Origin of the sequence: Aminobacter sp. BA135, assembly GCF_050859125.1 — a bacterium.
In the GTDB taxonomy this organism is placed as follows: domain Bacteria; phylum Pseudomonadota; class Alphaproteobacteria; order Rhizobiales; family Rhizobiaceae; genus Aminobacter; species Aminobacter ciceronei.
The window spans coordinates 1,033,763-1,056,071 of record NZ_CP139572.1 but is presented as its reverse complement, the minus strand read 5'-3'; the positions used below and the strand labels follow the sequence as shown (position 1 = coordinate 1,056,071).

Sequence of the window (22,309 nt, the reverse complement as noted above, 5' to 3'; positions counted from 1 at the left end):
ATGAACGTTCTCTACATCGACATCGACAGTCTCCGCCGCGACCATCTCGGCTGCTACGGCTACCACCGCAACACCTCGCCTGCGATCGACGCTCTGGCGGCAGACGGCATCCGCTTCGAGAACGTCTATGTCTCCGACGTGCCCTGCCACCCGTCGCGCACCGCTCTCTGGAGTGGCCGGCACGGGTTGCGGACGGGCGTCGTCGGTCATGGCGGCACCGCCTGCGAACCTTTTCGGGAGGGTGCTGAGCGCGCTTGGGCCGGCACCTTCTACGAGGAGGGCTGGATGAAGGCGCTGCGCGACCTCGGCTACCATACGGCAACCATCTCATCCTTTGGCGAGCGTCACGGCTGCTGGCACTGGTATGCCGGCTTCAACGAGATGTTCAATCCCGGCCAGGGCGGCATGGAGAATGCCGACGACGTCGTCCCGGTGGCCGTCGACTGGCTGCGCCGCAACGGCAAGTCCAGGAAATGGTTCCTGCATGTCAATGTCTGGGATCCGCACACCCCCTACCGCGTACCTGAAAGCTTCGGCGACCCGTTCAGGGACGATCCAACCCCGTCATGGATGACGCGCGAGGTCCTTGCCGAGCAGATGAAAGGCTATGGCCCACACAGCCCGATGGAGCCGCGCGGCTATGACGCCGATCCCTCCGGCTACCCTCGCATGCCCGTCCCCATCGATGACCTCGCAAAGGCCAAGGCCTGGTTCGACGGCTACGACACTGGCGTCAGATATGCTGACGACCATGTCGGCATGCTGGTCGCCACGCTGAAGGACCTCGGCCTGTTCGACGACACCATCATCGTCATCGGTGCCGACCATGGCGAGAACATGGGTGAACTCAACGTCTGGGCCGACCACCAGACCGCGGACGAATACACCTGCAACGTGCCGCTGGTCATGCGCTGGCCCGGTGTCGCCGACATGCGCGGCGTCAACGAGGGCCTGCACTATCACTTCGACTGGGCCGCGACCCTGATCGACAAGCTCGGCGGTAAGGTGCCTGAGGTCTGGGACGGCAAGTCCTTCGCGCCTGCTCTGGCAGCGGGTGAACAGGGTGGCCGCGACTTTCTGGTGCTGTCGCAGGGCGCTTGGGCGGTGCAGCGTGGCGTGCGTTTGCGCAGCGAGGATGCCGACTGGCTGATGCTGCGCACCTACCACGACGGCTACAAGGACCTCGAACCGATCGAGCTCTACAACCTGACCTACGACCCGCACGAGCAGCACGACCTCGCCGTCGAGCGGCCCGACATCGTCGCCCATGCGAGCAAGCTTCTGGAGGACTGGCGTTCGGCCACGCTTGCCCGCAGCGAGACCGACGTCGACCCGCTGGTGACCGTCCTGCGCGAAGGCGGTCCCTATCACTGCAAGGGCGAGTTGCCGGCCTATCTCGAACGTCTGAGGGCCACCGACCGCGCCCATCACGCGGACAAGCTGGAAGAGCGCCATCCCGGCCCGAAGGCGCGGACGGCAACGACGCGTTAACGAGGGCACGGACCCCGCCGGGCAAATCGTTCCGTTTCCGCGACGGCTTGTCCGGCTGTCTTCTGCGGCGCACCAGGCACGGTCCGGCGATCATTCGAAGCGCTATGCGATGAGCAGGCGGAGCGTTAGCAGGTCGGTCGGGCGCACACCGTCGAGCGCGTCAGAAAACGCTTCTCGCGGCCGTTGTCGAGCGAGAACATGCCGCCGCGCCCCGGCACGACGTCGATGATCAGGTCGGTGTGTTTCCAGGCCTCGTATTGGGAGGCGCTGATGTAGACAGGCGTTTCGCCGATGGTGCCCAGCCGCACGTCGTTGTCGCCGACGATGAAGTCGGAGCGCGGATAACACATCGGCGACGAACCGTCGCAACAGCCGCCGGACTGGTGGAACAGCACCGGCCCATGGTCGGCGATGATCTCGTCGAGCAGGGCGACTGCTTCGGCCGTGGCGGAGACCTTGTCGAGGGGAGGATGCGAGGGCATGGGCGGAGTTCCGGTTCTTCCTTCTCCCCGTTCATGGAGAGAAGGTGTCACGAAGTGACGGATGAGGGGCCCGGGCGGATGCGGTCAGGGCAGCGCCGCCACTCACCTGGCTGCCGGCAGCCTCTCCCCGTGAACGGGGAGAGGAACGCGTCACTCTCAGAAAAACCCGAGCTTCTTCGGGCTGTAGCTGACCAGCATGTTCTTGGTCTGCTGGTAGTGGTCGAGCATCATCTTGTGCGTCTCGCGGCCGATGCCCGACTGCTTGTAACCGCCGAAGGCAGCGTGCGCCGGATAGGCGTGGTAGCAGTTGGTCCAGACGCGGCCGGCCTGAATGGCGCGGCCGAAGCGGTAGAGCCGGTTGGCGTCGCGGCTCCAGATACCTGCGCCCAGACCGTAGAGCGTATCGTTGGCAATCGACAGCGCGTCATCATCGTCCTTGAAGGTGGTGACTGAGACAACCGGCCCGAAAATCTCCTCCTGGAAGATGCGCATCTTGTTGTGGCCCCTGAACACGGTCGGCTTGACGTAATAGCCGCCGGCAAGGTCACCCGGCAGGTTGGCGCGTTCACCGCCGGCCAGCAGCTCGGCGCCTTCCTGGCGGCCGATGTCCATGTAGGACAGGATCTTCTCCAGCTGCTCCGACGAGGCCTGGGCGCCGATCATCGTCGCCGGGTCGAGCGGGTCGCCCTGGACGATCGCCTCGACGCGCTTCAGTGCCCGCTCCATGAACCTGTCGTAGATCTTCTCATGCACCAGCGCGCGGCTCGGGCAGGTGCAGACCTCGCCCTGGTTGAGCGCGAACATGACGAAACCCTCGATCGCCTTGTCGAAGAAATCGTCGTCTTCCACTGTCACGTCCTGGAAGAAGATGTTGGGCGACTTGCCGCCGAGCTCCAACGTCACCGGGATCAGGTTCTGCGAGGCATATTGCATGATCAGTCGGCCGGTCGTCGTTTCGCCGGTGAAGGCGATCTTGGCGATGCGCGGGCTCGACGCCAGCGGTTTGCCGGCCTCGAGGCCGAAGCCGTTGACGATGTTCAGCACGCCCTCGGGCAACAGGTCGCCGATCAGGTCGGCCCACAGCATGATGGTGGCGGGCGTCTGCTCAGCCGGCTTCAGCACCACGCAGTTGCCGGCAGCGAGCGCCGGTGCCAGCTTCCAGCAGGCCATCAGCAGTGGGAAGTTCCACGGAATGATCTGGCCGACGACGCCGAGCGGCTCGTGGAAATGATAGGCGACAGTGTCGTCGTCGATCTGCGACAGGCTGCCTTCCTGGCCGCGCAGCGCGCCGGCGAAGTAGCGGAAATGGTCGATGGCAAGCGGCACGTCGGCGGCGGTCGTCTCGCGGATCGGCTTGCCATTGTCCCAGGTCTCGGCCAGCGCCAGAAGGTCGAGGTTTTCCTCCATACGATCGGCGATGCGATTGAGGATCAGCGCGCGGGTCGCAGGTGCCGTCTTGCCCCAGGCGTCCTTGGCCTTGTGGGCGGCATCGAGTGCCGCCTCGATGTCGGCCGCATCGGAGCGGGCAACCTCGCCGAGCGGCCGGCCTGTGACAGGCGAGATGTTTTCGAAATAACGGCCGGCCTTCGGCGCTACCCAGGCACCGCCGATATAGTTGTCATAACGCTTGGCAAACGGCACCTTGGCGGTACGCGAGAATTCCACCTTGTTCATGCTCTTCCTCCCGAGAAGCAGCGCCGCGGCATGCGGCGCGTCGGGAGGCAGACTTGCCGGGACTTCGACAGTTGTCAGCCGGGCTGCAAGCGGGGCCCGTCGCGATGTGTCGCAGTTCTGCGACACATCTGCCAAACGGACTGGCAGCCGGCCGAAAAGCGGTGCCGGGACCTCAGATGTAGGAGGTGACCGCAGGCGGTTCCCACCACCTATTGTCGCGGCCATTGCCATAGTTGACGGGCGCCGCGGCAAGCTCGTTCGGATCGACGTCGTCGAGACAGCCGATCTGGACGGCGACGAAATCGCCGCCGATCGCCTCGACATGACCTTGGCTGAACGGCGCGCAGCCGCATGTCGAACAGAACAGATGATGCCCCTGCATGGTGCCGAAGCCGTAGTCGGTCATGACGTCCTCGCCCGACAGCAGGCGGAACTGTGCCGGCTTGACCAGCGCGTTCCACGATCGCCGCTTGGAGCAGATCGAACAGTTGCAGCGCGCGGTCCCTGCCGCGAGATCCATGTCAGCCTCGAAATGCACCTTGCCGCAATGACAGCTGCCCCGGTAAGTCTTGATCACGACGTCCTCCTCGATGAACTGGCCGCAATCTACCACGCCCCTCCTGCCATCCTCATGTCAGGAGGAATGTCAGCATGTCCTGATGTCGTCAGTTGGCGCGGTGAAGGTCGAGCCGGTTCATCTTGCGATGCAAGGTCGCGCGGCTGATGCCGAGCATGCGCGCGGCAAGCGCGACATTGCCGCCGGCGCGGGCCAGCGCGCGCTGCAGCACGGCCCGCTCGGCCTCGCGCAATTCTCGCTCCGCCACCACGCTGCCGCCCAGCAGGTCGGCTGCCGGCATGGGTTTGGCAAAGCTTTCGGCGGTCAGCCCGAGCGCCAGCCTGGCGCTGCGCGTCGCGCCGATGACGAGATCGTCGGCATCGATGGCAAGCAGGGCGCCGGCGCTGCGTTCGGCCACCGGCGCCAGCATGATGCGGGCATCGGGGAAGGCGAGCCGGAAATTGTCGGCTTCGATGCGCCGGGCGGCGTCCCCCACCGCCAGCGCGATGAGGTTGACAAAGCCCTCGGTCAGGTCGGCACGGCAGGACGAGACGTCGAGCGCCGCGGCCAGCTTGCCTTCGTGGTCGAAGATCGGCGTGGTCGTACAGGACAAAGCCGTGTTGCGCGTCAGAAAATGCTGGCCGCGATGGATTGTCAGCGGTCGCTGCTCGACAAGGCAGGTACCAATGCCATTGGTGCCCTCGCTCTCCTCGCTCCACACCGTGCCGGTCCACAGTCCCCAGTCATGGAAGGTCTCGTCATCGGCCAGCGCACCGCGGCGCTCGACCGGCACGCCGTCGCGATCGGCCAGGAGCACGCAGCAGCCGACCCCGCCGACGGCGAGGTAGAGCCGGTCGAGGCTGGCCTGGGCGACCGCGATGAGCGGCTCGATGCGCTGCCGGGCGAACACGAGCTCGGATTCGGTCAAGCGTTTGGGCGGGCTGCGATGGGTCGGATCGAGATGGTGATGCGACGATCGCTGCCAGGACGCGACCAGCGCCGAACGCGCCGCCTCGCTCGACTTCAGGGCAGCCTGCACCTTGTCGGCATGCTCGGTGACTGCGGTGCCTCTCATCCTCTCCTCCGGCGGCGTCTGCACCTCTTCCCGTACCGCATAGTCGTTGCCTGCTTCCGAAATCGGGTCAAGTAGCCCTTAGACGTATGCGGATGCCGGCCGGCGGAGCCAACGCCCGCCGGCCGCGTGGTTTGACATCAGGACTTGTGATGGACCTCCTGCAACCCGTAGACGTCGGTTGCGATCCCTTCCTTGCGCGCCTTGAGCTGCAGCGACAGATACTGCGAATAATGCCTGGACTGGTGCAGGTTGCCGCCATGGAACCACAGCGCGTCCTGCCGGGTCGGCTTCCACATGTTGCGCTGTTCGCCTTCCCACGGCCCGGGATCCTTGGTCGTGCTCGAGCCCAGCCCCCAGCACTTGCCGACCTTGTCGGCGACGTCCTGGTTGATCAGGTCGGCGGCCCAGCCGTTCATCGAGCCATAGCCGGTGGCATAGACGATGAGGTCGGCTTCCAGCTCGCGCCCGTCTTCGAGCACGATCGAGGTCTCCGTCAGCTTCTCGACGCCGACACCGCTGACCAGCTTGATCCGGCCATCGGCAACCAGCTCGCAGGCGCCGACGTCGATGTAGTAGCCGGAGCCGCGCCGGAGGTACTTCATGAACAGGCCGGACTCGTCGTCTCCGAAGTCGAGCATGAAGCCGGCCTTCTCCAGCCGCTCGTAGAAGGCGGCGTCCTTCTCGCGGATCTTGTTGTAAATCGGCACCTGGAACTCGTGCATGATACGATAGGGCAACGAGGCGAAGATCAGGTCCGCCTTACGTGTCGTCATGCCGGCAGCGACCGCGCGCTCGGAATAGAGATCGCCGAGCCCGATCTCCATCAGCGAGTCCGACTTGACGATGTGGGTCGAGGACCGCTGCAGCATGGTGACGTCGGCGCCACCCTCCCAGAGGGCCGCGCAGATGTCGTGCGCCGAGTTGTTGGAGCCGACAACGACAACCTTCTTGCCCCGGTAGGCATCGGGCCCCGGATGCTGGGAGGAATGCTGCTGCTCGCCCTTGAAGACGTCCTGTCCCTTGAACTTGGGAACATTCGCCTTGCCCGACATCCCCGTCGCCAGCACCAGCTGCTTAGGCTTCAGCACGATCTCCCGTCCGTCGCGCTCGACCACGACCGTCCACTCGCGCGTGGCCTCGTCATAGCTGGCGGACTTGCAACTGGTCGAGCTCCAGTAGTTGAGCTCCATCACCTTGGTGTACATCTCCAGCCAGTCGCCGATCTTGTCCTTCGGCGCAAAGACCGGCCAGTTCTCGGGGAACGGAATGTAGGGCAGGTGATCGTACCAGACCGGATCGTGCAGGCAGAGCGACTTGTAGCGCTTGCGCCAGCTGTCGCCCGGCCGCTCGTTGCGTTCGACGATGATGGTGGGCACGCCGAGCTGCCGCAGTCGGGCGCCCAGCGCGATGCCGCCCTGGCCGCCGCCAATGATGACGACATAAGGCTGCTCGGAGAAGCCGAGTTCTGCGGCTTCCGCCTCGCGCTTTTCCTTCCACGTCCGGCGGCCGGCGTCGCTGCCATGTTCGGCACCCATCGGACGCAGCAGGCCCTTGGGCTCTTCGTGACCCTTCAGCTCGCTCATCGTCGTCAGCAGCGTCCAGATGAGACCGTTCTTGAGCCTGACGTGGCCATAGCCGCGCGCCACTGCAGTCTCGAACTCGAACCAGCCATCGGTGATGCCGTCATTCTGGCTGGCAAGCTCCTTTTCGTCCTGGCGGAAGCGCCCCGGCTTGATCGATGCCAGCTGGCTCTTCAACATGTCGCGGATCTGGTCGTGGCCCTCCATTGTCTTGAGGTTCCAGGTAAACGTCACCAGGTCACGCCAGTAACAGTCTGCTTGGAACAGGTTTACTGCTGCTTCGACATTTCCGCCGGCGAGTGCCTTTTCCAGCTTGGCGAGAACGGTGTCGATCTTGGTCTGTGGGCTGTCGTCGAGCATGTGTTTTCCTCCGAATTGCCGATGATTGTTCAATTGGCGAGAACGCGCCGCCGGGCGCGATCACGGGCGGTTCGGCCGACGGGACGAATGATCGTCACAGGCCGTTCCGCAGCTTTCAGCAGGACGTCGCGGCCCCGGCTGTTCGACATGGCTTCCTCCGATCCCAGTCGATCCAAGGACAGCAAGTGCCGTGCCAAGTCGCCGGCTTCAGGGAAAAGCTTGGTTTCCAGGGAAGAGGCAGGCACGACCTGTTGCAGCAGACGTGGCGCACGCCACAGCTGTTGCAGCGGCAAGCCGCAACAGCTCAGTTGAGCGCGGTCAGGCCGTAGCGCTTGATCTGGCGGTGGATGGTGGAGCGGTCGACGCCCATGCGGCGAGCGGTCTCGGAAATGTTCCAGCCGCAGGCCCCGAGCATCGCTTTCAGCGCCGCCGGTCCGGCACTGGCGTCATCGAGCCGCACGGCGACCGCTGCCGCCGATGTCAGCGTCTCCGGCAGGTCGCCGGGTTCGATCACGCCGTCCTGGCAAAGCGCTGCCGCAACGGCAATCACATTGTCGAGCTCACGGATGTTGCCCAGCCAGCCATGGGCGCGCAACGCCAGGAGTGCCGCCGGCGAGACTGCGAGTCCCTCGCCGACCGGCCGGTGGCGGGCTACGACCGTCTCGAGCAGCCAGTCGAAGTCGCGGCGCTCGCGCAGTGGCGGGATCGATAGTGTCGCCGCATTCAGGCGGTAGTAAAGATCCTCGCGGAAGCGTCCCTCCCGCACCAGCAAGCCGAGGTCTCGGTGCGAGGCCGAGATGACCTTGAGGTTCACTGGCTTTGGCCGCGCAGCGCCCACCGGCAGCACCTCCCGTTCGGCCAGGACTCGCAGGAAACGGCTCTGCAGTGAAAGCGGCATGTCGCCAATCTCGTCGAGGAACAGTGTGCCGCCGTCGGCCTCCTCTATCAGGCCCTTACGCCCCTTCGCGGAAGCACCGGTGAAGGCGCCCGGCAGGTGGCCGAACAACTCGCTTTCGATCAGTTGCTCCGGGATCGCGGCGCAGTTGATGGCGACGAACTTGCCCTTGACGGCAGCACCGTCATGGATCGCCTTGGCGAGATATTCCTTGCCGGTGCCGGTTTCGCCCTGGAGCAGGATCGGCAGCGGCTTGCCGGCCAGCTTCGCCGCCTTCGCCTGGAGGGTCGCCATCTGCGGATCGCCGCCGCTCAGGCCACGCAGCGACACCGGGATCTGCTCGCGTGCCAGCACCGGCGCCTGCACCTTGTGGTGCGGCTCGATGGCGTGGGCAAACAGCGCGTTGCCGTCGCGTGCGAAGACCAGGCGATCCTGAGTCGGCCGCCGCCGGGTGAGATCCGGCAGGTCGTCGATCTCCATGTCGAAGAATCGCGCGATCGGCTGACCGATCAGCCCGTCCGGCTGGCGCCAGTCGAGTCCGACAGAGCGCGCCAGTATCTTGGCGCCGCCATGGGTCATGCCGATGATGCGGCCCGCGCCATCGATGGAAATCGCCGCCTCCGGGTCGACGTCGAGGAACTCCGGCGAGCGGGCAAAGCGCAGCACCCATTCGTCCCGGGTCTGGGCCATCAGATTGGCCAGCTCGATGCGGCGCACGGTGGCGGCGACCAGATGCAGCGCAAGGTTCTGGCTGGTCTTGCGGATCGGCGAGCTCAACAGGGAGATGTCGAGCACGGCGGCAAGATCGCCACTGGTATCGTAGACCGGCGCGGCGGTACAGGACAGCGGCGTGTGCGTGTTGTCGAAATGGTCGGTCTGGTGGATCGTCAGGGCCTCACCCGCCTCCAGGCAGGCGCCGACGGCGCAGGTTCCGGCGCGCGCCTCCGACCACTCGGAGCCGAGATACAGGCCGGCCTTGCGCAGATTGTTGTCGAACAGCGGGTCGCCCAGAAACTCGACCGTCACGCCCTTGCGGTCGGACAGCAGCAGGACGTAGTTCTGGCCCGCCACCTGCCGGAACAGGTTTTCGAGGCCCGAGCGGGCAATGGCGATCAGCTCCTCGGATTGCTGGCGATGCGCGCGCAGTTCGCCATCGGGCAGGATATAGGCCTCGCATACCTGGGTGGGGTCGAGACGATGTTGCTCGATGCAACGCAGCCACGACTTGACCACCTGCTCGTCACGCCCCGTCGAGGCACCGAGGCTGACGCTTTCGATCTCGCGAATATGGTCGGAATGCGAAAACATCGGCACTGCAGCACGCCTCCCAACGCACCGCCTCCCATTTCCTCCTGATGCCACATGACTGCATGGCATCCCGGCAATGTAAAGCAGGCAGTCGATGCTCGCGATCCCGGAGTGCGACCCTGCCGTAATCATGAACTAGGTCTGCCACAGCATTCGGGTTAGAACTGTTTCCCTGATCGGGGTTTTCGTGACAAGTTTTGTCAATGAAGAGATCTGATCGCCAATTCCACGAAATGGAGCCGATCTTGCACTTCAGAATTTCGACAATTCCTGTTGCGTTGGTATTCGCCTTTGGCCTTGGGGTAACGGCATTTGCTGCCACGAACCCCGGCATTGCGGTTTGTGCCTCCGTCAACTTCTTGCCTTTGACCCGGCTGGAAGACGGGACGCTGGTGGGGTCCCATGCTTTCGACACAGGTCAAGCTGCGGTCACCCAGCAGCTTCTGGTCGACAGCAAAGACAGGATCGGGGACACTTTCGGCGAACCTCGATCGGCCCCGATAGTCGTCTTCTTCAACAGCGCGGCAAGCTTTTGGCCATTCCGGCTCAACGACTATGGCAGCACCCACGTCATTGGCACCAGAACCTGTGTTCTGATCGGACCCAACGGGCGAAACGTGGACGTCGTCGCGCATGAACTGATGCATGCCGAAATCGTCGACCGCGTCGGCGTCCTGGCCAAGTTCACCGAGTTGCCGACATGGTTTGATGAAGGCCTCGCCATGCAGGTTGATTTCAGGCCCGAGTACGACATTGCGGGCGGAGCAAACGCCGAAACGAAGTCCGTCAGGGCACTGCAGTCCGCCGGAGACTTCTACGTTCCGGATTCCGCGCAGTTGACCTACAATTATGCGTCCGCAAAGGCTGAAGTTGCCTTATGGACAAGGCGGGTGGGATACGCGTCTGTTCTTGCACAGCTTGAGCGCTTGAGGCGGGGCGAAGCATTTGAACCCGTCGTGGGCATGAACTGAACAACCGCCATCGGCGAAGCGCACTGACCGGTAGCGATTGACGTGTGTCGGATGGTTCAGACGTCCAGGCTGTAGATCGCCATTGTCGTGGCCGCCCCCAGCACCAGTACGCCGAGCGTTGGAAATCGCGGAATCCAGATCAAGACGATCGCGGACGTAACCGTGATCACAAGTGCCGAAAGCCCACCTCCGGCGAGCCGGAAGATGGAAATGACGCCGGCGATGACCAGCCCGACGCCAACCGGCGCCAGGCCTTCGCGCATTGCCTTGTGCCACCGCTTTGCCTTGTGGGCGTTGGACACCTTGATGACGCCGTAGCAGAGCAATGACGATGGAAGGAACAGGGCCATGGTGGCGACCAGCGCCCCCCACCAGCCGGCGACCTTCCAGCCGATAAGCGTTGCCAGCATAGTGCCCGGCCCGGGTGCCGCACGCGAGATGGCGAACAGGTCGATGAATTCGCGGCTGCTGATCCAGCTGTGCACCGCGACGGATTCATGCTGGATGCCGGCGATGATCGCCGAGCCGCCGCCGATCGACAAAAGCGAAAACGGCACGAAGACGGCGATCAGCGTGAGGAGATCGTCGTCGCGCATCGCTCAGCTCCTGCGCCAGGCCAGGGCAACGCTGACTGGTGCCACGACAAGGACGACGGGGATCAGCGGCAGCTTCATCAGCCCGACGGCGATGGCGACTACGGCAATCACGACCAAGCTTGGGGGAAACTTCATGGCGCGCTGGGCGCCCTTGAAGCAGATCACCAGCAGCAGGCCGAGCGCGGCATAGGCCACGCCATTGGACGCCGCCTCCAGCATCGTGACATCCGGCAGCGCGTCGAACACGGCGCTCAGCGCGATCACGGCGAAGAACGGGCCGACGAGGAAGCCGAGCACGCAGGCGACGCTGCCGGCCAGGCCGCGCAGCTCGTCGCCCATGCAGATGACCAGGTTGACGACATTGGCGCCGGGCAGCATCTGCGAGATCGCCAGCGAGCTGGCGAAATCCTCGTCGCTGATCCAACCGTGGCGCAAGACGAATTCCTGGTAGAGCCAACCCGACAACCCGCCGCCGAAGCTCAGCAGCCCGATCTTCAGGCAGGCGAGGAACAGCGCGCCCAGGCCTGGGGCAGGCCGCATTGCGTTCAACAGCTGCGGCTCTACAACCGGATCGGGAATCGACGTCATCTCAGGCCGCCAGCGCGCCCGGCTGCACTTCGCTCGCCGCCAAAAGTCGCCTGGTGTAATCGTGCTGCGGGTCGCCGTAGACCTGCTCGGTCGGGCCCTGCTCGACGATCTTGCCCTGGTACATGACGATGACCGAGGTGGCGAAGTCGCGGACCAGCGCGAGATCGTGGGCAATGAAGATGTAGGACAGCCCCATGTCGCGGCGCAGTTCCTTGAGCAGGTCGATGATCTGCGCCTGGATCGAGACGTCGAGCGCCGACACCGCCTCGTCGCAGACGATCAGCTCCGGCTGCAGCGCCAGTGAGCGGGCGATGGCGATGCGCTGCCGTTGGCCGCCGGAGAACTGGTGCGGGTAGCGCTCGGCATGGTCCGGCAGCAACCCGACCTTCTCGAGCAGTTCGGCGACACGCTCACGCCATTGCTGCCTCGGCAGCACGCCCGCATGGATCGCCCACGGTTCCGACACGATCTGCTGAATGGTCATGCGCGGATTGAGCGAAGCGGTCGGGTCCTGGAACACGAATTGCATGCGACGCCGAACCTTGAAGGTCTCGGCCTGCGACAACTTGAGCAGGTCCTTGCCGTCGAAGTCGATCGATCCCGCCGTGGGTGTGTCGAGCCCAAGCAGCATGCGCGCCAGCGTCGACTTGCCGGAGCCGGATTCGCCGACGATGCCAAGCGTCGTACCGCGCGACAGCTTGAAGCTCGCGTCGTCGACCGCCTTGACCTGCGGCTGCGGCGCGCTGGAAAACAGCTTGGGGCGGCCGAAATAGACCTTGGAGACATTGCGCACCTCGAGCAGCGGCGTCGGTCCCGCCTCGGCTGCCTCGTTGACGCTGAAGCCATGGCGCCCCGGCACCGCGTCGAGCAGGCGCTGGGTATAGGGATGGCTCGGCTGCGATAGCACCTTGGCCACAGGTCCTGCTTCGACGATGCGCCCGCCCTGCATGACGACGACCTTGTCGGCCACCTTTTCGACGACGCCGAGATCATGGGTGATGATCACCATGCCCATGCCGCTGTCACGCTGCAGCTCCTTCATCAGGTCCAGCACCTGCGCCTGCACGGTGACGTCGAGCGCGCTTGTCGGCTCGTCGGCGATCAGAAGGTCGGGCTGCAGCGCGATCGCCGAGGCGATCATGATGCGTTGGCGCTGGCCGCCCGAGAACTGGTGCGGATAGTCGCGCGCGCGCCGCTCCGGATCCGATATGCCGACGCGGCCGAGCAGGTCGATGGCGCGTCGCCGCGCCGTGTCGGCGTCGATGCCGTGCACGCGCATCGTCTCGGCGATCTGCCAGCCGATCGGGTATACCGGGTTGAGCGCGGCGAGCGGGTCCTGGAAGATCATCGAGATGCTCTTGCCGTTGACCAGGCGCCGGTCCTCGGCAGAAGCCTTCAGCAGGTCCTGGCCACGGAAGAGAATCTGCCCGGACGAGATCATCGCCGGCGGCGTGTCGACGAGGTTCATCACCGCAGAGGCGCTGACACTCTTGCCGGAACCGCTTTCGCCGAGGATGGCCAGCGTTTCGCCCCTGTCGACAGTCCAGCTGACGTCGTTGACGGCATGCACGATGCCCTTGCGCGTCGGGAACTGGATGCTGAGGTTCTTGACCTGCAGAAGGCTGGGTTCTGACATTGTCATTCCGCCGAGGTTTGCAGGCGCCAGCGTTCGACCGGATCGGTCACGACGCGGAGCCAGTTCGAGAACAGATTGAGCGACATGGTGACGAGCATGATCGCCAGGCCGGGCCAGAACGCCACCCACCAGGCCGAGCCGATGTAATTGCGCCCGTCCGAGACCATCAGGCCCCAGGTGATCTCGGGCGGCTGGATGCCGATGCCGAGGAAGCTCAGGCCGGATTCGACGAGCATGACGAAGGCCATTTCCAGCGCCGCGAGATTGATGACCGTCGGCAGCACCATCGGCGCGACATGGCGGAACAGGATGCGCCATGTCGAAGCGCCCATGGCGCGCGCCGAGGTGACGAACAGCCGTTCCTTCAGCTCGAGCACCTCGGCGCGGACCGTGCGCAGGAAGATCGGCACGCGCGAGATGGCGAGCACCAGGATGACGTTGGCGACGCCGGGCTCGAACACGAACAGAACGATGACGGCGAGCAGAAGCGACGGAAAGCTCATGATCGCGTCCGCCAGGCGCAACAAGATCGCGCTGACGGCGCCCTCCTTGAAGCCGGCGACGAGGCCGAGCGCGCCGCCGACCACCAGCGAGGTCAGCACCGCCGTTCCGGCGATCAGAATGGTGTTCTGGCTCGCCACGATGATGCGGGCGAGAACCGAGCGTCCGAGCGCGTCGGCGCCGAGGATGTAGAGCCATGGCCGATCGAACGAGAACGGTGCTGCGTTGCGCTGCATCAGGTTCATGGCGCGAGCCTGGTCGGCGAGCAGCGTCGGCCCCAGTGCAACGCAGACCAGGACGATGGTCAGGAAAGCAGCCGAGACCAGGGCGACCTTGTCGCGCAACAGGCTCGAGGCGATGTCGCGGAGTGCCGACGGAGCTGCCTGTGCGGGCCTGGCCATCTCAGCTGTGCCGGATGCGTGGATCGACGAGCGCATAGGTGATGTCCACAACGATGTTGATGATGAAGACGGCAAGTGCCGTGACCAGCACTGCCGCCTGGATGACGGCAAAGTCGCGCAGGAGCACGGAATCGATCATCAGCTTGCCGATGCCGGGGAAACCGAACACCGTTTCGACGATGACCGCCCCGTTGACGATGCCGGCGGCCTGGTCGCTGGCGACCGTGATGACAGGCAGCAGCGCGTTGCGCAGCGCGTGAACGAAGACGATGGCCCTGGCGCGCACCCCTTTGGCCCGCGCCGTCTTGACGTAGGCCGAAGACAGCGCGGTGATCATCGACGAGCGCACCACCTGTACCAGAACGCCAGTCGGCCTGAGACACAGAACGGCGATCGGCAGGACCCAGTGCCAGGGCGTGCCGGTTCCTGAGGTCGGCAACACGCGAAGCCAGACGGCGAAGACGATCACGCCGACGATCGCCACCCAGAAGTTCGGCGTGCTGGCGCCGATCAGCGAGATCAGGCTGGCGATGCGGTCGAACAGTCCGCCTGGACGAAAGGCAGCGAGCGAACCGGTGACGATGGCGACCGCGATGACGATCGGCATGGTGATCGCCGCCAGCATCAGGGTCGTCGGGAAGGCATGCAGCACGACCTCGACGGCCGGCTTCGAATACTGGATCGACTCGCCGAGATCGAACTGCAGCAGGCCGCCCAGGAAACGGAAGAACTGGACATAGACCGGATCGTCGAATCCGAAGCGCTGGTTGAACTGGTCGCGCATCTCCTCGGTGGCGTCGAGCGGCAGATAGAGGTCTGCAGGCGAGCCGGTGAACCTGGCCAGAAAGAAGACGAGGATGATCAGCAGCGCCAGCGACAGCACGCTCTGCAACGATCGCCTGAAGATGAAATTGCCCATTCTCCGCCTCCTCCGCCGGACATGGTTGACACGGGAGGGCGGCGCCGGCGATCGGCCGGCGCCGTTCCAGCGTTACGACGGTGACTTGACGACCAGCTTGGCAAGCTGCAGCTCGACCGCGTTGGCAATTGTCGGTGTGAAGTCGAGGCGCTTGCCGACCCGCATGTAGTTGACCATGTGGAACAGCGGCGCGTCGGCGACCAGGTCCTCGTAGATGTAGCGGAAGGTCTCCTGGTAGAGCTTGGCGCGTTCCTCGCCCGAGGCCATGCCGGCGTCAGTGATCAGCTTGTCCACCTTGGCGTCGTGGATTTCGCTCTGGCGGCCGTCGCTGTGATACTTGAAGAACGCGGTGAACTGGGCGTCGCCGCTGTTGTTGTCATGCATTGTCAAAAGCGCGTTGGCCTGGCGACCGGCGGCGAACGGCTTGTTGGCCGCCTCCAGCCACTGTGTCATCTCGAGATTGTCGAGCTTGATCTTGAAGCCTACGGCGCGCAGCATCTCGGCGGCCGCCTCGACGAACTCGTTCGAGTTGGCGAACATGCCGGGGCGGCCGATCATGCGGATCTCGGTGTCGACGGGCACGCCCGCGGCCTTTGCCTCGGCGAGCAGCGCCTTGGCCTGTTCCGGGTCATAGGGCCACGGCACGAGGTTCGGGTTGTGGCCGAGCACGCTCGGGCCGACCTGCTGGGTGGCGAGTTCCGCCTTGTCGCTGATGACGCTGCCGAGGAATGCCTTGCGGTCGATCGCCAGGTTTAAGGCCTTGCGCACGCGAATGTCGTTGAGCGGCGGAATGTCGGCGGAGAGACGGAACATCGCACTGTCGGAGTTCGGGTAGACCTTGTCCGTCTCCGGATTGGTCGCATCCTGCGGCGCGATCGAGAAGGCCAGGTCGGCCTCGCCGGTTTCCACCATCGCGGCCGCGACCGAGGATTCGCTGCGCCAGACATAGGTGGCGTCTTCGATCTTCGGCTTTTCGCCCCAATAGCCGTCGAAACGCTTGATCTTGACGTTCTCGCCCTGGGTCCAGCTGACGAAGTCATAGGGGCCGGTGCCGATCGGCTCGGTCGTGTATTCGCCCTTCGGCGTCTTCGCCGATGCGATCGCCAGCTGCGCCAGCAGCGTCGGCAGGATCGGCATCGGCGTCTTGGTCGTGAACTCGACAGTGCTCTCGTCGATCGCCTTGGCAGTGATGTCGACGCCGCCGAAATATTTGGTGCGGGTGATGCAGGTCAGCTTTGGATCGAGCGTGCGCTCGAGCGAATAAACCACCGAGGCCGCATCGAACGGCGTGCCGTCGTGGAACTTGACGCCCTTGCGCAGGTTGAAGCGCCAGGTCGTCGGCGAGGTCTGCTCCCAGCTTTCGGCGAGGCGCGGAATCGTCGTCTGCTTGGCATAGTCCAGCTCGACCAGCGTCTCGACGACATTCTGCTTGATGATGCGGCCAATGACCGAGCGCGGCGTCTCGCACGGATCGAGCCGGTCGGGCCCGCCCGGCAGCACGATGGTCACGGCGTCGCCCGACTGGGCCATGGCCGCCGACAAGGGCGACAGAAACAGCGCCGTCGAAAGCCCCAGTACGGTTTTCCTGAATGCGTTCATTTCAAACTCCTCCCGAGTTCTAGTTGATTTTGTGAAGTCCGTCGCCGCTAGACCGCGCGAAGTCGGGCGCCCGATCTGAAGCCCTCCAGCTTCAGCCGTTCCTTCTCTTCCTGGGCACGGATGCCGGGCAGGATGTCGGCCGCCACCTTGGACGACAGGGCGACGACGCCGTCCTCGTCGCCGACGATGAGGTCGCCCGGATGGACGACGAGGCCGCCGACGGCAACGTCGACATTGATCGCGCCGGGACCGTTCTTGTAGGGCCCGCGATGAGTGACGCCGCGGGCATAACAAGGCAGCTTGCTGGCCCTGATGGCTGCGACATCACGGATGGCTCCATCGATGACGAAGCCGGCGACACCAAGGGATTCGGCATGGGCCAGAATGATCTCGCCGATCAGCGCCTGGCTGGTGTCGCCGCCGCCATCGACGACGATGACGTCGCCGGGACGTGCAATGCGCAGCGCCGCATGGATGGCGAGATTGTCGCCACGACGCGTCCGCACCGTCAGCGCCGTGCCGACCAGATGACCGCCGGCATGAAAGGGCAACAGGCCGACCGCGCCAGGCAGACGATCCAGATTGTCGCTGACGATCGATGTCGCGACATTGGCGTATTGCTTCAGCAGATCGTCCGCAACGGGTGCTGCGGACGGCAGTTCGGTGACGGTCATGATAGCTCCTCCCTTGGTGACCGCGGACCAGCGGCCTCCAGTCATCAAAGGGATAGGAGTGTCACTTCCTGAAGAAAAGCGATATTAATGCATCGGAAGGCATCGCTATTCTTCATATCAGGAGGAATTCATGTTCACGATCAAGCAGATGGAAGCGCTCTACTGGGTCAGCACGTTGGGCAGTTTCGAGGCCGCTGCCGACTATCTGAACATGGTCCAGTCGACGATCTCCAAGCGCATCGGCGAACTGGAGGCCAGGTTTTCGACGCCGCTGTTCCATCGTACCGGGCGCAAGCCGGTCCTGACGACCAAGGGCGAAGAGATCCGTGCAATCGCCGAGCAGATGCTGCGCCTGAACGATCGCCTGAACTCACTGGCAAAGAAATCGTCGGTTCCGTCATTCCGCTTTCGCCTCGGCGTCACCGATCTCGTCGCGCTGTCATGGCTGCCCGAACTGTTGTCCGGCATTCTCGACCGCTATCCGATGATCACGCTCGAACCCGAGATCGACCTCACTGCCTCCCTGCTCGAGCGCCTGGTCGACCGCCGCCTCGACTTCGTCATCTGCCCGCGCGTCATCCAGGAGCCGCAATTCGTCAGCACGCCGCTTGGCGCCATCGAGCTTGTGTGGATGTGCAGCCCGAAGCTGTTGGGCGGCAAGGACAATGCGACGTTGAGCGATCTCACCAAGCATCCATTGCTGATCCAGACGACCGGCTCGATCCTGCGGCCGATCCTGCACAGCGTCATCGACAACCCGAACCTGCCGTTCAAGCGGACGATTTCCTGCAACAACATGGTGGCGCTGGCTCACTTGGCGGCCCATGGCATGGGCGTCACCATCCTGCCGCACGCCTTCTTCAGGAATATGGTCGCCGATGGCCGGCTGTGCGTCGTGCGCACCGAGATGGAACTGCCCAATCTCGAATACTTCGCCACCTTCAGGAACGATTACCATGTGCAGTTCTGCGAGGAAGTCGCGGCCCTAAGCGCCGAAATCTGCGATTTCCGGCTGCAATAGGTGCCGCGCAAATCGCCAATGGCGTGCCGATGCCGCCTTGCCGCGGGGCAGCCGATCTGCGATCTCGGCGTGAGCATCGAAATGAACCCGACCGGAGTTGGCAGTGCGCAGTGTGGGCTTGATCGTTTCGGCCATCGTCCTTGTCATCGCCATCGCGCTCACCACCGCCTGGGCAGCGATGGCGCTTTGGTATCGGTTGCCGGCGCCTGACATCGCCAGGGGACTGGCCGCAGGCTTGTTCGTCCTGCTCGGCATCGCAGCCGCCATCGCCCTGTTCACGCCCTGGCGCCTGCATGGGCTGGCACTGTTCGCCATCGGCTTCGCTGCGGTGCTGATGTGGTGGAATACCATCGTTCCGTCCAACCATGCCGAATTCGCGCCCGACGTCGCCAGGCAGGTCACAGGCATCCGCGACGGCGACATGCTGACCCTGACAGATGTCCGCGACTTCGAGTGGCGCAGCAACAGCGACTTCAGCGAGCACTGGACGACACGCAGCTACGATCTCGGCAAGCTCAAGACGCTCGACCTGTTCATGTCCTACTGGGCGGGGCCCGAGATGGCCCATGTCATCATGAGCTTCGGCTTCGAAGGCGGCGATCAGCTTGCCTGGTCGGTCGAAGTGCGGCGGCAGAATGGCGGCCAGTTCTCGCCGATCGCCGACCTGTTCAAGGCCAACCCGCTGGTCATTGTTGCCGCGGACGAGCGCGATGTCGTCGGCGTCCGCTCGAATGTCCGCGGCGAGGACGTCCAGCTCTATCGCCTCAACGTCTCGCCTGCCGCCGCCCGGGCACTGCTGCTCGGTTATGTCGCGGATGCCAATGCGCTGGCCGCAACGCCGCGCTTCTACAACTCGATCACCACCAACTGCACCACCGTCATCTTCAAGATGATGCGCGCCGTTGGCGACGTGACGCCGTTCGACTGGCGCCTGATCGTCAATGGCTACCTGCCTGAATACGCCTATGACCGCGGCGCGCTCGACAGCCGCCTCTCGGTGCAGGAACTGCGCAACCGCGCCCACATCGCCGAACGCGCGCTGGCGACCGGACTGACCGCCGATTTCTCGCGTCTCATCCGCGAAGGGGTGCCGTCGCCGCTTCAAGCGCGATAGGCATGGACGTTGGAAAATCATGCGCACCCGGAAATCGCCGACCTTGCGCGTCAGGTTCTGATGCCGCGCATCGGCGGCCAAAGACCGAGCTGCCGCTTGACCAGCTTAGCCTGCTGGCGCGTCACCTAGTAAGGCAAGGCAAGGCAAAGAAAGCGGCCAAGCACACGCGTCGTGCATGGCGGCAGCAGGCCTGCCCGCCCTGTAGCAGAGAAGACAGACGTTTGCCGACGCCGCCGCGTTCTGCCGTAGCAGGCTGTCACATTGGACCTGTAGGTAACTACACCCTGGCTTCGGCGAACGTCACCAGCCGCCGGCGGTCCTCGCACCACAGCGCGAGATTGATGCAGCCGACGCTCTTCCAGAAGGTCAGCCTGACCGTCTGGCTGGCATCGCGAAGCTCGGCATTGCTGTCGAAGCAGGCCTGCAGGCGATAGAACGGCACGCGGCTGCACAGATGGTGGATGTGGTGCAGGCCGATCGAGCCAGTGATCCACTGCGCCACAGCGGGCAAGGCATACCACGAGCTGCCGCCAAAGGCCGCGACATGCAGGTCCCAGGCGTCGCCCGCATCCCAGCGCGTCTCTTCGAACTGGTGCTGGACGTAGAACAGCCAGCCGCCGGCCCAGGCGCCCATCACCACGACGGGCAGAACCGCCAGCATCACCGCCCAGCCGGCCAAGAGCACGAGGCCGCCATAGACCAGCACCAGCGCCAGGTTGAGGCCGCCGGCGCTGCGCCATGCCTCGACGCGCGGAATGGCGTCGTTGTAGGGCAGCCGGTGCATGATCAGAAAGTAGATCGGCACGCCGATGACGATCAGGATGATCGGGTTGCGATAGATGCGATACATCAGCCGCTGGCTGGTGGTCATCGCCTCATATTCGGCAACCGTGCGCGTATCGATGTCGCCGATGCCGCGTTTGTCGAGATTGCCCGAGCCGCCATGGTGCACGGCATGCGCCTTCTGCCATAGCGTGTAGGGCGTGAAGGTGAAGACGCTCAGCGCCCGGCCGATGGTCTTGTTGGCCATACGCGAACTGGTGAACGAGCCGTGGCCGCAGTCATGCTGGATGGCAAACAGCCGCACCAGGAACGAGGCACAGACCGGCGCCAACGCCACCATCAGCAGCCAGCGCCAGCCGCCGAGCAGCGGGCCGGCATAGGTTGCGAGCCAGACAAGCGTGGCGCCCATCACCAGGAAAGGTATCAGCGTCACCGCCAGTTCGAACGCCGCGCGGCGGTCGTCGGGGTCGCGAAAGCGGTTGCAATGCGAGGCTAGCCGGCGAACGAGCGCCTTTTCAGCCGCATGATCCGCACCCTGGGCAGACCCTTTGGGCAGGTCGTCCGCCTTGGACGACATCAATTTCGTCATTTAGTCCCCGAAATCTCGCTGCCAACTCGGTCAAGCGCGCCATTTGTCCATAATGCGCGGCACGCGCCATGGCTAGTGGCACCACCGTGGCATATTAGCCGTATCCAGCGTCTATGCACCGCTGGACGCAAATCATGGCGTTTTCCTGTTGAGTGCGCGGGCCATTACGTCTTAGGTCGGGGAAATCATCGAGGCGCGGCCAGCCGCCGCAGGGAACTCCTATCCATGGCTTCTTTGGAAATTTCCGCCGGCTCGGCCAAATGGACCACGCTTCCAAGCCATCGCTTGTGGCTGCTGCAGCAGGCCGACGCGCTGTTCTCCTTCTTCGAGCGCCAGAGCCTCAATCCGCTCGGCGGCTTCCACGACCTCGACGATCATGGCCACCCGCTCGCACCGGGCGCCGTCCCCGGCCGCTTCGCCGGCCGACAGATCCACGTCACCACACGCATGGTGCACTGTTTCTCGATTGCCCATCTGATGGGACGCCCCGGCGCCGACGTGCTCGTCGACCACGGCATGGAATTCCTCTGGAACGGCCATCGCGACACAGCCAATGGCGGCTATTTCTGGGGCGTCGGTTATGACGGTCCGACCAACGACACCAAGCAGGCCTATGGCCATGCTTTCGTCCTGCTTGCCGCCTCCAGCGCCAAGGTCGCCGGACACCCCGACGCCGACCGCCTGCTGACCGACATCTCGACAATCCTGTCTGAAAAATTCTGGGAAGAGGCGCATGGCGCGGTGGCGGAAGAGTTCAGCCGCGACTGGCAGCCGCTCGACAGCTATCGCGGCCAGAACTCCAACATGCACCTCACAGAGGCGCTGATGGCCGCCTTCGAGGCGACTGGCGACAGCACCTATCTCACCATGGCCGAGCGCATCGCCGACCTGATCATCCGCCGCCATTCGGCTGCCGCCGGTTGGCGCCTGCCCGAGCATTTCACCGCGGAATGGAAGCTCGACCGCGAGTACTCCGGCGACCCGATGTTCCGCCCTTATGGCACGACGCCTGGCCATTCGCTCGAATGGGCGCGGCTGCTGCTGCAATTGTGGGAGCTCGGTGGCCGCAAGCATGCCTGGCTGCCGGACGCGGCAAGGAACCTGTTCGGCCAAGCGACGGCAGACGGTTGGGACGCCGCCAAGGGCGGCTTCTATTACACGCTCGAATGGGACGGCTCGGCCCGGATCAGGGACCGCTACTGGTGGCCGTGCTGCGAGGCGATCGGTGCCGCGTCCGTACTCAACGCCATCGGCGTCGACGCTGCCTACGAGGCCTGGTACCGCCGTATCTGGAGCTTCTGCGCCAGCCGCTTCATCGACCGCGCCAATGGCGGCTGGCACGCCCAGCTCGACGACGACCTCAAGCCCAATGCCGGCCCGTTCTGCGGCAAGCCCGACATCTACCACGCGCTCCAGGCCTGCCTGATCCCGCTGCTGCCGACCTCGGGCAGCATCACCCGCGGCTTGCTGCAGACAGGCATCCGCCTCTAGCAAGA

The 22,309-nt window shown here is 64.5% G+C and carries 20 protein-coding genes; 5 read left to right on the top strand and 15 right to left on the bottom strand.

The annotated features are described in order from the left end of the window. Positions 1-1,491 (top strand): sulfatase family protein, encoded by a 1,491-nt coding sequence (locus SLT36_RS05120; RefSeq protein WP_432286169.1) that lies wholly within the window; start codon positions 1-3, stop codon positions 1,489-1,491. Between the two features lie 125 nt (positions 1,492-1,616). On the opposite strand, the gene SLT36_RS05115 is transcribed toward SLT36_RS05120, so the two are convergent. From SLT36_RS05115 to SLT36_RS05085, 7 genes are all read right to left on the bottom strand, one after another. Continuing rightward, complete coding sequence (locus tag SLT36_RS05115) at positions 1,617-1,973, bottom strand: DUF779 domain-containing protein (RefSeq protein WP_432286168.1); 357 nt, start codon at positions 1,971-1,973, stop codon at positions 1,617-1,619. Between the two features lie 156 nt (positions 1,974-2,129). Next, a complete protein-coding gene (gene adh, locus SLT36_RS05110; RefSeq protein WP_432286166.1) occupies positions 2,130-3,647 on the bottom strand; it encodes an aldehyde dehydrogenase in 1,518 nt (505 codons plus the stop codon). Positions 3,648-3,819: 172 nt separating this feature from the next. Then, positions 3,820-4,224, bottom strand: a complete 405-nt coding sequence (locus SLT36_RS05105; RefSeq protein ID WP_432286164.1) for a GFA family protein — start codon at positions 4,222-4,224, stop codon at positions 3,820-3,822. 88 nt (positions 4,225-4,312) lie between these two features. Further along, positions 4,313-5,278, bottom strand: a complete 966-nt coding sequence (locus SLT36_RS05100; RefSeq protein WP_432286162.1) for a helix-turn-helix domain-containing protein — start codon at positions 5,276-5,278, stop codon at positions 4,313-4,315. 137 nt (positions 5,279-5,415) lie between these two features. Next, complete coding sequence (locus SLT36_RS05095; RefSeq protein WP_432286161.1) at positions 5,416-7,218, bottom strand: NAD(P)/FAD-dependent oxidoreductase; 1,803 nt, start codon at positions 7,216-7,218, stop codon at positions 5,416-5,418. Between the two features lie 29 nt (positions 7,219-7,247). Beyond that, positions 7,248-7,511, bottom strand: coding sequence for a hypothetical protein (locus SLT36_RS05090; protein WP_432286160.1), 264 nt, complete (start codon positions 7,509-7,511; stop codon positions 7,248-7,250). A gap of 11 nt (positions 7,512-7,522) precedes the next feature. After that, on the bottom strand, positions 7,523-9,421 hold the full coding sequence (locus tag SLT36_RS05085; RefSeq protein WP_432288249.1) for a sigma-54-dependent Fis family transcriptional regulator: 1,899 nt from the start codon (positions 9,419-9,421) through the stop codon (positions 7,523-7,525). Positions 9,422-9,666: 245 nt separating this feature from the next. Here SLT36_RS05085 and SLT36_RS05080 point away from each other — a divergent pair, with 245 nt between their 5' ends. Further along, positions 9,667-10,392, top strand: a complete 726-nt coding sequence (locus SLT36_RS05080) for a hypothetical protein (protein ID WP_432286159.1) — start codon at positions 9,667-9,669, stop codon at positions 10,390-10,392. 56 nt (positions 10,393-10,448) lie between these two features. Here SLT36_RS05080 and SLT36_RS05075 read toward each other — a convergent pair whose 3' ends face one another. The 7 genes from SLT36_RS05075 to SLT36_RS05045 all read right to left on the bottom strand — a co-directional run bounded on the left by SLT36_RS05075 (position 10,449) and on the right by SLT36_RS05045 (position 17,306). After that, positions 10,449-10,988 (bottom strand): chromate transporter, encoded by a 540-nt coding sequence (locus tag SLT36_RS05075; protein ID WP_432286158.1) that lies wholly within the window; start codon positions 10,986-10,988, stop codon positions 10,449-10,451. 3 nt (positions 10,989-10,991) lie between these two features. After that, on the bottom strand, positions 10,992-11,576 hold the full coding sequence (locus tag SLT36_RS05070; RefSeq protein WP_432286157.1) for a chromate transporter: 585 nt from the start codon (positions 11,574-11,576) through the stop codon (positions 10,992-10,994). A 1-nt stretch (position 11,577) separates the two neighbouring features. Beyond that, a complete protein-coding gene (locus SLT36_RS05065) occupies positions 11,578-13,212 on the bottom strand; it encodes an ABC transporter ATP-binding protein (protein ID WP_432286156.1) in 1,635 nt (544 codons plus the stop codon). A 2-nt stretch (positions 13,213-13,214) separates the two neighbouring features. Then, positions 13,215-14,114 carry an ABC transporter permease gene (locus tag SLT36_RS05060; RefSeq protein ID WP_432288248.1) on the bottom strand — a complete coding sequence of 300 codons (900 nt, stop codon included), beginning with the start codon at positions 14,112-14,114 and terminating at the stop codon, positions 13,215-13,217. Between the two features lies 1 nt (position 14,115). Beyond that, entirely contained in the window at positions 14,116-15,033 is a 918-nt protein-coding gene (locus SLT36_RS05055; RefSeq protein WP_432286155.1) for an ABC transporter permease, read from the bottom strand. A 72-nt stretch (positions 15,034-15,105) separates the two neighbouring features. Next, positions 15,106-16,632, bottom strand: coding sequence for an ABC transporter substrate-binding protein (locus SLT36_RS05050; protein WP_432286154.1), 1,527 nt, complete (start codon positions 16,630-16,632; stop codon positions 15,106-15,108). Between the two features lie 47 nt (positions 16,633-16,679). Next, positions 16,680-17,306 carry an RraA family protein gene (locus SLT36_RS05045; protein ID WP_432286153.1) on the bottom strand — a complete coding sequence of 209 codons (627 nt, stop codon included), beginning with the start codon at positions 17,304-17,306 and terminating at the stop codon, positions 16,680-16,682. A gap of 130 nt (positions 17,307-17,436) precedes the next feature. Here SLT36_RS05045 and SLT36_RS05040 point away from each other — a divergent pair, with 130 nt between their 5' ends. Then, complete coding sequence (locus tag SLT36_RS05040; protein WP_115730255.1) at positions 17,437-18,327, top strand: LysR family transcriptional regulator; 891 nt, start codon at positions 17,437-17,439, stop codon at positions 18,325-18,327. Between the two features lie 178 nt (positions 18,328-18,505). Further along, a complete protein-coding gene (locus tag SLT36_RS05035) occupies positions 18,506-19,441 on the top strand; it encodes an Lnb N-terminal periplasmic domain-containing protein (protein WP_432288246.1) in 936 nt (311 codons plus the stop codon). 277 nt (positions 19,442-19,718) lie between these two features. Here SLT36_RS05035 and SLT36_RS05030 read toward each other — a convergent pair whose 3' ends face one another. Continuing rightward, entirely contained in the window at positions 19,719-20,813 is a 1,095-nt protein-coding gene (locus SLT36_RS05030; protein ID WP_432286152.1) for a fatty acid desaturase, read from the bottom strand. Between the two features lie 225 nt (positions 20,814-21,038). Here SLT36_RS05030 and SLT36_RS05025 point away from each other — a divergent pair, with 225 nt between their 5' ends. Continuing rightward, positions 21,039-22,304 (top strand): AGE family epimerase/isomerase, encoded by a 1,266-nt coding sequence (locus SLT36_RS05025; protein ID WP_432286151.1) that lies wholly within the window; start codon positions 21,039-21,041, stop codon positions 22,302-22,304. Positions 22,305-22,309: the final 5 nt, after the last annotated feature.